The organism is Planctobacterium marinum (genome assembly GCF_036322805.1).
Classification (GTDB): domain Bacteria; phylum Pseudomonadota; class Gammaproteobacteria; order Enterobacterales; family Alteromonadaceae; genus Planctobacterium; species Planctobacterium marinum_A.
In genome coordinates this window covers 2,433,644-2,446,097 of sequence record NZ_AP027272.1, presented here as the reverse complement: position 1 = coordinate 2,446,097, position 12,454 = coordinate 2,433,644, and the positions used below count along the sequence as shown (strand labels likewise).

General features: G+C 44.3%; 13 protein-coding genes and 1 pseudogene. 13 read left to right on the top strand and 1 reads right to left on the bottom strand.

Annotated features, from left to right (window positions below; genetic code table 11):
• Positions 1 to 2: 2 nt before the first annotated feature.
• The 12 genes and pseudogenes from plsX to AABA75_RS10975 all read left to right on the top strand — a co-directional run bounded on the left by plsX (position 3) and on the right by AABA75_RS10975 (position 10,598).
• Positions 3 to 1,031 (top strand): phosphate acyltransferase PlsX, encoded by a 1,029-nt coding sequence (plsX, locus tag AABA75_RS11030; protein ID WP_338292658.1) that lies wholly within the window; start codon positions 3 to 5, stop codon positions 1,029 to 1,031.
• Positions 1,032 to 1,993, top strand: a pseudogene (locus AABA75_RS11025) (beta-ketoacyl-ACP synthase III).
• A gap of 11 nt (positions 1,994 to 2,004) precedes the next feature.
• Positions 2,005 to 2,925 carry an ACP S-malonyltransferase gene (gene fabD, locus AABA75_RS11020; protein ID WP_425325572.1) on the top strand — a complete coding sequence of 307 codons (921 nt, stop codon included), beginning with the start codon at positions 2,005 to 2,007 and terminating at the stop codon, positions 2,923 to 2,925.
• A 23-nt stretch (positions 2,926 to 2,948) separates the two neighbouring features.
• The gene (gene fabG, locus AABA75_RS11015; RefSeq protein WP_338292656.1) at positions 2,949 to 3,686 is read left to right on the top strand and encodes a 3-oxoacyl-ACP reductase FabG; all 738 of its coding nucleotides are present in this window, start codon (positions 2,949 to 2,951) and stop codon (positions 3,684 to 3,686) included.
• 176 nt (positions 3,687 to 3,862) lie between these two features.
• Positions 3,863 to 4,099 (top strand): acyl carrier protein, encoded by a 237-nt coding sequence (gene acpP / locus AABA75_RS11010; protein WP_338292655.1) that lies wholly within the window; start codon positions 3,863 to 3,865, stop codon positions 4,097 to 4,099.
• A 100-nt stretch (positions 4,100 to 4,199) separates the two neighbouring features.
• Entirely contained in the window at positions 4,200 to 5,441 is a 1,242-nt protein-coding gene (fabF, locus tag AABA75_RS11005) for a beta-ketoacyl-ACP synthase II (RefSeq protein ID WP_338292654.1), read from the top strand.
• A 48-nt stretch (positions 5,442 to 5,489) separates the two neighbouring features.
• A complete protein-coding gene (pabC, locus tag AABA75_RS11000; protein WP_338292653.1) occupies positions 5,490 to 6,302 on the top strand; it encodes an aminodeoxychorismate lyase in 813 nt (270 codons plus the stop codon).
• A 20-nt stretch (positions 6,303 to 6,322) separates the two neighbouring features.
• A complete protein-coding gene (mltG, locus tag AABA75_RS10995; RefSeq protein WP_338292652.1) occupies positions 6,323 to 7,315 on the top strand; it encodes an endolytic transglycosylase MltG in 993 nt (330 codons plus the stop codon).
• Between the two features lie 3 nt (positions 7,316 to 7,318).
• A complete protein-coding gene (locus AABA75_RS10990) occupies positions 7,319 to 8,200 on the top strand; it encodes a DNA polymerase III subunit delta' (RefSeq protein ID WP_338292651.1) in 882 nt (293 codons plus the stop codon).
• 16 nt (positions 8,201 to 8,216) lie between these two features.
• Positions 8,217 to 8,993, top strand: a complete 777-nt coding sequence (locus AABA75_RS10985; protein ID WP_338292650.1) for a TatD family hydrolase — start codon at positions 8,217 to 8,219, stop codon at positions 8,991 to 8,993.
• A 121-nt stretch (positions 8,994 to 9,114) separates the two neighbouring features.
• Positions 9,115 to 10,104 carry a rhodanese-related sulfurtransferase gene (locus AABA75_RS10980; protein ID WP_338292649.1) on the top strand — a complete coding sequence of 330 codons (990 nt, stop codon included), beginning with the start codon at positions 9,115 to 9,117 and terminating at the stop codon, positions 10,102 to 10,104.
• 245 nt (positions 10,105 to 10,349) lie between these two features.
• Positions 10,350 to 10,598: an EF-hand domain-containing protein gene (locus AABA75_RS10975; RefSeq protein ID WP_338292648.1), complete on the top strand. Its 249-nt coding sequence runs from the start codon at positions 10,350 to 10,352 to the stop codon at positions 10,596 to 10,598.
• A gap of 77 nt (positions 10,599 to 10,675) precedes the next feature.
• Here the strand turns inward: AABA75_RS10975 and ald are convergent, their stop codons facing one another.
• Entirely contained in the window at positions 10,676 to 11,806 is a 1,131-nt protein-coding gene (gene ald, locus AABA75_RS10970; protein WP_338292647.1) for an alanine dehydrogenase, read from the bottom strand.
• Between the two features lie 129 nt (positions 11,807 to 11,935).
• On the opposite strand from ald, the gene lrp reads away from it, so the two are divergent.
• On the top strand, positions 11,936 to 12,421 hold the full coding sequence (gene lrp, locus AABA75_RS10965) for a leucine-responsive transcriptional regulator Lrp (RefSeq protein WP_338292646.1): 486 nt from the start codon (positions 11,936 to 11,938) through the stop codon (positions 12,419 to 12,421).
• Positions 12,422 to 12,454: the final 33 nt, after the last annotated feature.

The window sequence follows — 12,454 nt, the reverse complement described above, 5'->3', positions numbered from 1 at the left end:
GCTTGACTGATATTCGACTTGCGGTCGATGTAATGGGGGGCGATAACGGCCCCTCTATTACTTTGCCTGCCTCTATTCGCGCTTGCCGCAACTATGCCCATCTAAACTTAAAACTATTTGGACCAGAATCCGCTATACGTCCCCATTTATATGGCTTACCTCCAGACGTTAAAAACCGAATTTCTATCGTTGATGTTACAACACAAATCAGTATGGATGAGGCGCCTACGTCGGCCCTGCGCTACAAACAAGACTCCACTATGGGACGAGCCCTAAAGGCTGTTCAAGCTGGTGAAGCGGACGCTTGTGTTAGTGCCGGAAATACCGGTGCGTTATTGGCCTTATCTCTGTTTTTACTCAGACCATTGGATGGCGTGAAAAGGCCCGCATTAATCTCTACCATTCCCGGAAACAACAAAAAGCGTGTATTTTTATTAGATCTCGGTGCCAATGTTACTCAAGATGCCAACGCCTTGTATCAATTCGCTGTGATGGGATCTGTGATGGCTGAAACCGTTGAGGGAGTCAAGCAACCTAAGGTCGCCTTGGTCAACGTCGGGGTTGAACAAAATAAAGGCAATGCCATTGTTAAAGAAGCCAACAAATTACTACTTGCGAATAAGGACATAAACTATGTGGGTTACGTTGAAGGCGATGCCTTGTTTAACGCCAGTGTAGATGTGATCGTTACCGATGGTTTTGTGGGCAACGTGGTGCTAAAAGCGTCAGAAGGACTGGCAAAGTTCATCGCCAGAGAAGCCAAAAAAGCAGCAACAAAAAATATCTGGACCAAAATGTTGTCATTTATTGCTCGTCCGGTACTAAAAAAGATCTATAACAGGGTGAACCCCGACCAGTATAACGGCGCCAGTTTGATAGGATTGCGCGGCATTGTAGTAAAGAGTCATGGCAATGCTACTGAAGATGCATTCATGTACGCAATTCAGGAAGCAATGAAGGAAGTCGAAAGGCAAGTTCCTGACAAGATTCAAAGCAAAATAAACCATGCGCTCGTGAATAAGGCAGAATAAATGTATTCAAGAATTATTGGCACCGGAAGTTATTATCCCAGTGAAGTCAGGACTAATACTGACCTTGAAAAAATGGTGGATACCACCGACGAATGGATTACTGACAGGACGGGTATCAAAGAACGCCGTATTATCGGAAAAGATGAAACAGTATCCACGATGGGCGTCGAAGCATCCAAAAAGCACTTGAGATGGCAGATATCGATCCCGAAAGCATCGACCTTATCGTATGTGGCACCACAACAGCACCAAACTCATTTCCCAGTGCTGCTTGTGAAATTCAGGCCGGTTTGGGTATTCAGTCTACGATGGGTGCCTTTGATGTTGCCGCTGCTTGTTCTGGTTTTTGTTATGCCTTAAGTGTTGCGGATCAATACATTCGCACCGGTATGTGCAAACGTATCCTGGTCGTGGGGACCGACTGCCTATCGACCTTGGTTGATCCCACCGATCGCTCTATGATTATACTTTTTGGTGACGCAGCAGGTGCAGTCATTATTGAAGCCAGCGAAGAGCCGGGTATTTTGTCCAGCCACCTTCACGCATCGGGTAAACACGGTGATTTGCTCTATGCAGCCCTGCCAACTCGGGGGGATACCGCTTCAGTAAATGCCTCTTGGGGTTCCATGAAAGGTAATGCGGTATTTAAAGTCGCCGTCACCAAACTCAGTGAAGTTGTGGAAAAAACCCTCGAAGCCAACAACATGGAAAAAACTGACCTTGACTGGTTGGTGCCACACCAGGCTAATTTTCGCATTATCAAAGCCACTGCAGACAAGCTGAATATGTCCATGGAGCAAGTTGTCTTAACTTTGCCACATTATGGCAATACGTCTGCTGCTACAGTACCCACTGCGCTAGATACCGCTATCAGAGATGGGCGCATTAAGCGTGGTCAAAACTTATTGTTAGAAGCTTTTGGAGCCGGTTTTACCTGGGCTTCGTTACTGATTAAATATTAAGGTTTTCAATTATGACTAAAGCATTTGTTTTCCCGGGACAGGGTTCGCAAACACTGGGTATGTTAAACGAATTAGAGGCTGTATCAGATGTCGTTAAACAGACATTCCAGGAAGCCTCTGATGCATTGGGTTATGACTTGTGGAAGCTGATCGCTGAAGGACCGGTAGAAAACCTCAATCAAACCGATAAAACTCAGCCTGCACTATTGGCATCAAGTGTCGCTATTTGGCGCCATTATCTTGCTGAAGGTGGCGCTAAACCATCGGTAATGGCAGGGCATAGTTTGGGCGAATATTCAGCATTAACCTGTACCGGTGTTTTGCAATTTTCCGATGCTTTAAAACTCGTTAAGGCACGTGGTGAGTTCATGCAAGAAGCTGTGCCTGCCGGAACTGGTGCCATGTTTGCCATCATCGGTCTGGACGATGCCAAAATTGTTGAGATTTGCGCTGAACAAGCCAATGACCAGGTGGTTTCCGCGGTTAATTTTAACAGTCCAGGTCAAGTAGTGATTGCCGGGCATGCTGAAGCTGTGGCCAGAGCGGGGGAGGCTTGTAAAGCGGCTGGGGCAAAACGCGCATTACCATTACCTGTCAGCGTTCCTTCCCATTGCGCATTAATGCAACCTGCAGCAGAACGATTAGCAACACAACTCGACGCCTTAGTTCTGTCGGAACCCGAAATTGCCGTTATCAACAATGTTGATGTGCAGGCAGAAAATAGCGCTGAAGCCATCAAGTCGGCTTTAGTTCGCCAGTTATATAGCCCGGTACGCTGGACAGAAACTGTACAGAAAATGGCTGCAGACGGAGTGACTCAATTAGTTGAATGTGGTCCGGGTAAAGTTTTGACAGGATTAACTAAACGAATCGACAAAAGTCTTTCAGGCAGTGCCATGAATACACCCGAAACAGTAACAGATTTACTATAAAAATAAGACAGAGAGAATTAAACATGTCTAATTTAAACGGAAAAGTTGCCTTGGTAACAGGTGCCAGTCGTGGTATCGGCAAAGCGATAGCACTGGCATTGGTAGAGCAGGGGGCCACTGTCGTTGGCACCGCCACCTCAGAAAACGGCGCGGCTGCCATAGGTGAATACCTTGAAGAGAGTGGTGCCGGGAAGGTTCTGGATGTTTCCAACCCAGAATCTATTGAGACTTTACTGGCAGAGATCAAAACCCAGTTTGGTGATATTGATATTCTGGTAAATAATGCTGGAATAACACGTGACAACTTATTGATGCGAATGAAAGAAGATGAATGGCAATCTATCTTAGATACCAATCTCACCTCCATATTCCGCATGTCTAAAGCCGTATTACGTCCAATGATGAAAAAGCGCGCTGGTCGTATTATCAATATCGGCTCTGTTGTTGGCAGCAGTGGCAACCCGGGCCAAACCAATTATTCTGCAGCTAAAGCCGGTTTAATTGGTTTTTCTAAATCCATGGCCCGAGAGATTGCTTCCCGAGGCATCACCGTAAATGTGGTTTCTCCCGGTTTTATTGATACCGACATGACTAAAGTTTTAACCGATGACCAAAAGTCAGGCATCATGAAAGACGTTCCAATGGAGCGTCTAGGAAAACCCGAAGAAATAGCAGCGACAGTGGCGTTTTTGGCCTCTGACGGCGCAGCTTATATCACCGGCGAAACGATTCACGTTAATGGTGGGATGTTTATGGTTTAAGCGACTTTGTAAAAATTTTTGCAAATGCTTAAACTGAGACTTTGAATAAATAATAAATGTGCTAAATTTGTGGTTAGACCAGCCAAAAAACCTATGGTCATGCTTGCATGGTTGGGATTTGAAGCATAGACTAACCGCAATTTTACAACTTGCTAAAAGTTAGGATAACTAAAAATATGAGTATTGAAGATCGCGTAACTAAGATTATCGTTGAGCAACTGGGCGTTAAAGAAGAAGAAGTTAAACCAGAAGCTTCATTCGTTGATGACCTGGGCGCTGATTCACTGGACACAGTTGAGTTGGTAATGGCTTTGGAAGAGGAATTCGACACTGAAATTCCAGACGAAGAAGCAGAGAAAATTACCACTGTTCAATCAGCTGTAGACTACATCAACGCTAATAAAGACGCGTAAGAGTCACAGTTGACCAAAAACGGCTCTATTGGGCCGTTTTTTTGTATCTGGTATCAATTAATTTTAATTACTTTCCTCAGTATCTCCAGCGGAGGCCTTTATGTCTAAAAGACGTGTTGTTGTTACTGGTCTTGGCATCCTTTCCCCACTCGGTAATGATGTTGAAACAACCTGGTCGAATATTATGGCCGGAAAAAGTGGCATAGGTGAAATTACGCGTTTTGATGCATCAGATTTCAGTACTCGCTTTGCCGGCGAAGTTAAAGACTTTGATGTTGAAGCCTATATCCCTAAAAAAGAAACCAAAAAAATGGATTTGTTTATCCAGTATGGAATTGCTGCCGGTAAACAAGCTTTGGCAGATTCGGGTCTGACAGTTAATGAGAGCAATGCCGCACGAGTTGGTGTTGCAATTGGCTCTGGTATTGGTGGCTTAGGCTTAATTGAAGAAAATCATACCAAGTTGACAAATTCCGGTCCGCGCAGAATATCGCCGTTTTTCGTACCGTCAACCATTACCAATATGATTTCTGGTTTCATCTCAATTATGGAGGGACTGAAAGGACCTAACCTGAATATTGTAACGGCCTGTACTACTGGTGTGCACAACATTGGTATCGCGGCTCGAACCATTGCATATGGTGATGCCGATGCGATGTTAGCAGGTGGCGCGGAAGCAGCCATTACACCGCTAGGTATGGGCGGTTTTGCTGCTGCCAGAGCGCTTTCTTCGCGCAATGATGACCCACAAAAAGCCAGCCGTCCATGGGATGCTGACCGGGATGGTTTTGTCATGGGAGAAGGCGCAGGCGTCGTGATGTTGGAAGAGTACGAAACTGCGAAAGCGCGCGGTGCCAAAATTTATGCAGAACTCGTAGGGTTCGGCATGAGTGGTGATGCTTATCACATGACTTCGCCACCTGAAAATGGTGAAGGTGGTGCTGCTGCCATGCAAAACGCACTGAACGATGCCAGTGCTCAGCCAAACGAAGTAGGTTATATCAATGCCCATGGTACATCTACACCGGCAGGTGACATTGCTGAGGTGTCAGGCATTAAATCTATCTTTGGTGATCACGCTAAAAACTTGCTGGTGAGTTCCACAAAATCCATGACCGGACACCTATTAGGGGCTGCGGGCTCGGTTGAGGCGATATTCACCATTTTGGCGCTTAGAGATAAAAAAGCGCCACCAACCATTAACCTGGAAAACCCCAGTGAAGGTTGCGATTTAGATTTTGTTGCTGGCACGCCAAAAGCGTTTCAAGAAGATTACGCATTGTGTAACTCTTTTGGTTTTGGTGGAACAAACGGCTCAGTGCTGTTTAAACGTATTTCCTAGTTAGTCAAAAGCTGTCACAATAAAAGCCTGTTTCAACAGGCTTTTTTTATGCGTATTAGTTCGGATTACCCCTTTAGTTCAAGAGCAGCCAGTTATGGTGATGGTTGTTTTACTACTGCAGCTGTCGAGTCCGGTGAAGTGGAGTTACTGGATCCCCATATTCAGCGACTAAAGAACGGTTGCCAGCAGATAAATATCAAGGTTTCAAAAGCTGCATGGCAAGCGCTCGAGCAGCATTTAACAACCAAAGTGCGCAACACAAATAAAGGCGTATTAAAAGTCATTATTTCTGCCGGCGAGGGCGGTAGAGGTTATGCCAGATCCAGCACAGCAGAACCCATTGCTTACGTGCATCTAATTGATGGTCAACCAGATTACACAACCTGGCGTAATAGCGGCGTCACGCTTGGAGTATCAGAATTCAAGATAGCCAGGCAGCCTGCGCTAAAACAGATCAAACACCTTAATCGCCTCGAGCAAACCCTGATCAAATCCAGCAATCAAAATGCAGATGATATGCTTGTATTGGATACCGAAGGTATGATCGTTGAGGTTTCTGCAGCAAATGTTTTCTGGCGTGCAAATAATCGTTGGTATACACCTGAGCTCGATTACAGTGGAGTTTCAGGTGTTATGCGTAACCACATTATCAAGCAACTGGGCGTAAAAGGCTCTGTTGTTAGTCAAGTTAGAGCAAGTTTAAGCACTTTGAGTACATGTACTGATATGTTTATTTGTAATAGCCTGATGAGACTTGTACCAGTGACGAGTCTTATCGTTAACTCAAAACAAACACTTCAATTTCACAATCAAAACATCCAAAATATTGTATCGTTACTTTCTGACACCGTATCTATCTGATTAAAGGAACAAGGCTAGACGTGATAAAACGAGGTCTATGGATAACAATAGTTGGTTTAACCGCATTATTGAGTATCGCGGTTGTTTACTGGCAATTTAATCAACCCGTACAACAAATATTAAAGCTGGAACAAGAGTCCACGCTTAACGTGGCTAAAGGGCAATCTTTGCTTGGGTTGGTCAGTTCATTAGCTGAAAAAGGGTTAATTGAACACAGCTTTGTGCTCAAACTTTATTTGCGCCTTTATGCAGACAAATATCCCATCAAACAAGGGCACTATGCTATAAAACCCGATGCGACTTTGTTACAGCTGCTCAGCGATATTTCTCAAGGTAAAGAAAAAACTTATTCAGTGACAATGATTGAAGGGCTCACCTGGAAGCAGTGGTACGCCCAGCTAGAAAAATTGCCTTTTATAACGATGGATAGCACAGAGGCTGAGTTATTGGCAATGTTAGAAGAAGAGGCCGAATCTTTGGAGGGGTTACTTTTACCAGAGACCTATCAGCTTAGCTATAACACATCGTTATCCTCCTTCGTTTCCCGGATGTATCAAAATATGCAAAGCTTTTTGGCAGAGCAGTGGGATATAAGACAAGGCATGCTGCCACTGAACAATCCTTATGAGGCTTTGATTTTGGCTTCCATAATTGAAAAAGAAACAGGGGTGGCGATTGAAAGGCCACGTATCTCAGCTGTTTTTATTAATCGTCTGAACGATGGCATGCGCTTGCAGACAGACCCCACTGTGATTTATGGTTTGGGGGAACAGTTTGACGGAAACCTGACTCGTCAGCATTTACGCCAGAAAACCCGCCACAATACCTATGTGATAAAAGGCTTGCCGCCTACGCCTATTGCAATGCCCGGCAAAGAATCTATTATAGCGGCCCTTAATCCGGCGGACACCAATGAGTATTACTTTGTATCAAAGGGAGATGGTAGTCATCAGTTTTCCGAAACGCTACAACAACACAATGCCGCAGTGCGAAAATATCAGTTGGGGTTATAAAAAATGAGTTTCCCTTGGTTTGAGTCACAATTCAATGCCATTGTCGAGCGAGCTTCCGCTAAGAAGTTGCACCATGGTTTGTTGTTTGTGGGTAGCCGGGGAACAGGGAAATCCGACATTCTTGTTGAAATGGCCCGCTACTTGTTGTGTTCCAATAAGAGTGCCTGTGGTCAATGTCAGTCTTGTTTGTTGTACAAGGCGGGCAATCACCCAGATTTAATCGTCACGCAATACGATAAGACCATCGGAGTAGACACCATCCGAGAAGGCATAAATCGTCTTAGTCAGACCTCTCATTTGGGCTCTGATAAAGTGATGCTGGTTAACAACGCCCACAAAATGACAGCGGCAGCGTCTAATGCACTGCTAAAAACATTAGAAGAGCCCACTAAAAATACCTTTATCTTGATGTCCGCAACCAGTACCAATGAGTTATTGCCAACAATACTCAGTCGCTGCGAAAAGCACATGGTACAGGTAAAGCACAAGGAAAGTGTGCAACTCTGGCTCAAAGAGAGAAATGTATCCGCAGCAACAGAGCTAATTGATCTTTATTGGACAAAGCCAAAACTTATCGAATCCATTGTGCAAGATGAAGGCTTACAAGAGTGTGTCGATTGGTTAAAGACAATGCACAAGCCGGGGACGGCGCTGGCCGTTCCCGGTAAGTTACACGAAGAGCATCAATTACTACTCGACTGGTTGAACTTTCAAATGGCTGAGTTGAAACGGGCTGAAATTTCCGACGCTATAAAACTGCGTATCTTCGATATGTATTCAGCCGTTACCGATGCTCAAAAGAAACTGCAAGCGCAAGGTGTGAACAAGGCACTTATTCTGGAAAAGCTGCTGCAAACATGGCGTCATTTTTCCACTTTTATTTAAAGTTAAGAGGTATTTAATGCTGGTTGATTCTCACTGTCACTTGGACAGGTTGAACAAATCCAAATCAGAACTCAAAGAAGTAATCAAAAATGCCAATGCAAAAGGTGTGGAGCATTTTTTATGTGTTTGTGTTTCGGTAAATGACTATACCTCCATGATGGACATGATCGATGGTCTTCCAAATGTTTATGCAACTTGTGGCGTACATCCATTGCATCAGGATGAGGCTTGCACTAAACAAGAACTGCATGACACAGCGAATTCTAAAGAAGTCGTCGCCATTGGCGAGACGGGCCTGGATTACTTTTATTCACCAGAGAGTAAAGAAGTACAGGTAAAATCGTTTATTGAGCATATTCAGGTGGCCAACGAGCTACAAAAACCCCTTGTCATCCATACCCGTGATGCTCGCGAGGATACTATTTCTTTGCTAAAAAAACATGGTGGAGAGCAATGCGGGGGTGTATTGCATTGCTTTACTGAAAACTGGGAAATGGCCAAAGCTGCCATCGATCTCGGCTTTTATATTTCCATCTCAGGTATTGTTACCTTTCGCAACGCTAGCGAACTTCGAGAAGTGGTTAAAAAAGTCCCTCTGGACAGGCTCCTTGTAGAAACGGATTCGCCATGGCTGGCCCCAGTGCCTCATAGAGGCAAACAAAACGAGCCTGCGTTTGTAAAAGAAGTGGCGCAATTTATTGCTGACTTAAAACAAATCCCGCTGGAAAAGCTGGCTCAAGTCACCACAGAAAACTTTTTTGAACTGTTTCCGCTTACCCGCCAGCAAGTCTAAGCATTTGCATCGTATTCTGAGTTGAGCTAGAATCCGCGCGCTTTTTAAGCAGTTGATATCCCATCGGCTGCTGTCCTTTTAATTTGCACCGGATTAAAGATCCGGATAGCGGAGCATAAATATGAATCAGATCGTGATCTGTGCAATGTATAAATTTGTTGCACTGGATAATTACAAAGACATTCGTGAACCACTTTTAACTTTCATGGAAGAGCAGGGTATTAAGGGTACCTTACTTTTGGCCAACGAGGGAATAAACGGTACCGTCTCCGGTACTCGGGAGTCAATCGATGCATTACTTGCATGGCTAAACCGCGACGAGCGCATTAACCCCATCTCTTACAAAGAATCTTTTGAAGACAGCCAGCCGTTTTATCGTACCAAGGTAAAACTGAAAAAAGAAATAGTAACCATGGGCGTTGAAGGTATCGATCCAAGAAAAACGGTCGGCACCTATGTTAAACCTGAAGATTGGAATGCGCTTATCTCTGATCCTGATGTGACGGTGATAGACACCCGCAACGATTACGAAATTAGTATCGGTACCTTTAAGCACGCCATTAATCCTAAAACCGAAACCTTCAGAGAGTTTCCGCAGTATGTGGCGGATAACATGGATCCTTCAAAAAACAAAAAGGTTGCCATGTTCTGTACTGGTGGCATTCGCTGTGAAAAGTCCACTGCCTTCATGAGAGAGCAGGGCTTTGAAGAGGTTTATCATCTGGAAGGCGGTATTCTTAAATATCTTGAAGATGTACCAAAAGAAGAAAGCTTGTGGCAAGGCGACTGTTTTGTTTTTGACAACCGAGTGGCTGTGAATCACGATTTAGAAAAAAGTCATTACGACCAGTGTTATGCCTGTCGCTTACCCATTACCGAAGAAGACAAGCAAAGCGAACAGTACGAATCAGGTGTGTCCTGCCCCCATTGCTATGGCAAACACAGCGAAGAGCAAATCGCCCGATTCAGGGAGCGAGAAAAGCAAATTGCTTTGTCAAAAGCGCGTAACGAAGAACATATCGGTACGGAAGCCCGCGACGTCATGCACAAAATGCGCAAGCTGAAAATCAATGAGCGACGTGTTCAAAGACAAGCCGCAAAAGTAAAATAAAGACTTGTAGGTGCGACATTTATATCGACGATGATGATCGATTAATCACCATCGTCCGCATCGCCGTTTAAATGTTCCCGACAAAAACGGCATTCACTGCGTCCCTGCAGCTCGCCGTTTAAATGTTCCCGACAAAAACGGCATTCACTGCGTCCCTGCAGCTCATGCGAACTTACAGTGCTAGACACCAAAGGCGCTAAGCGTTTACACTGCACTTAAGAAAAATTACAAATGGAAGCTTGTTCATGAGCGAAACCAAAAATATCGATCAGGAAAAAATCAACCAGATCCGCGAAGAGTTTGATTTTTTTGATAACGACAAAAATGGCCAGATTGACTTTAATGAGTTCTTCGAATTGTTAAAGGTAATTTCACCTAAAGCTAAAGAATCTCAAGCTAAAGAAGGGTTTGAACTCATTGATGAGAACAGCGATGGCTGTATTGATTTCGATGAGTTCCTGGCCTGGTGGCAAAACAACTGGTGGGAATACTAAGCTCAGCCAAGTGTGTTAAAAAATAAAAAAGCGCCGTGATGTGCATCAACGGCGCTTTTTTTATTTCTACAGCAAAATTACAGCGCTAAAGCTTGTGCAGCATCCATGTATTCCAGACCTAGCTGTTCACCCAGTGCATCGGTAACCGCTTTGTAAGTTACTTTACCTTTGTGCACATTTAAGCCATTTAACAGGTGCGGATCGTCTAGCATGGCTTTTTTGGGGCCCTTATTGGCAAGGGCTATACCGAAGGGCAAAGTAGCATTGTTCAATGCCATGGTAGAGGTACGTGCAACACCACCTGGCATGTTAGCCACACAGTAATGTACAACACCATCTACAACATATACTGGGTCTTGGTGAGTGGTGGCTTTAGACGTTTCAAAACAACCGCCCTGATCAATAGCAACGTCAACTACCACGGAACCCTCTTTCATCGCTTTGATGTGTTCTCTGGTCAGCAACTTAGGCGCCGCAGCGCCTGGAATCAATACAGCACCGACAACTAGATCGGCTTTGGAAGAATAATATTCGATTGCATCAACTGTACTGAATACGGTTTTTAAGCGGCCTGCAAAAATATCATCCAGGTCTCTTAAACGAGGCAAAGAGCGATCCAATATGGTCACATCAGCGCCCATACCTAATGCCATTTTAGCTGCATTGGTGCCAACAACACCACCGCCAACGATTAATACTTTACCCGGAGCAACGCCAGGCACTCCGCCTAATAACGTACCGCTGCCACCTTGTGCTTTTTCCAGAAAGTGGGCGCCTGCCTGCACAGACATGCGGCCTGCCACTTCACTCATAGGCGCTAACAGTGGCAAAGCACCATTTCTGTCGGTTACTGTTTCATAAGCGATACAGGTGGCGCCGGATTTAACCAAAAGCTCAGTTTGTGTTGGGTCTGGTGCCAGGTGCAAATAGGTGTACAAGGTTTGACCTTCTGACAGCATTTTACATTCATTGGGTTGCGGCTCTTTTACTTTTACGATCATTTCTGCTTTTTCGAAAATCGTTTCAGGACCCGCAGCAATAGAAGCGCCAGCTTCTTCGTATTGCTCATTGGTAAAGCCAATCGCCGCGCCACCGTTATTTTCCACCATTACCTGGTGTCCGTTTGTGACAAACTCTTTTACAGCCGCTGGTGTTAAACCAATGCGGTATTCGTGATTTTTAATTTCTTTTGGTACACCGATTAACATGATAGTAGGGTCCTGTTTTCGTAAAAAATATGTTTGGTGAGTATAGGTAAAAATTTAAAGAATGAATCACTTTATTTTGCTATATTTGCAGGATATAAAACTAAAAACACTTTATTTGCGATATTTTATATGCTGGTAAAAACCCCCAAAGACCTTGATCGCATCGACCGCAAAATCCTTATAGAATTGCAAAACGATGGACGCCTCTCCAATGTAGAGCTTTCCAAGCGCGTGGGGTTAAGTCCAACGCCTTGTTTAGAAAGAGTCAGGCGATTGGAAAATCAGGGTTATATTACTGGCTATATTGCCCAAGTCGCACCGGAAAAACTGGGCGCAGCCATGTTAGTGTTCGTCGAGATAACCTTGGTAAAAACCAGTGTTGATATCTTTGAAGAATTTTCAGCAGCAGTTAAAAAACTGGAAGACATTCAGGAGTGTCATTTAGTCTCCGGAAACTTTGACTATTTGTTAAAAACCCGTGTTGCTGATATGTCCAGTTACAGGAAGTTATTAGGTGATATACTGCTAAGATTGCCGGGGGTAAGTGAATCACGCACTTATGTGGTAATGGAAGAAGTAAAGCAATCATCTTATGTTAAGATAAACGTGAAATAAAAAGCTGTGCGCAAAAACAGTAAAAGTTAAAAA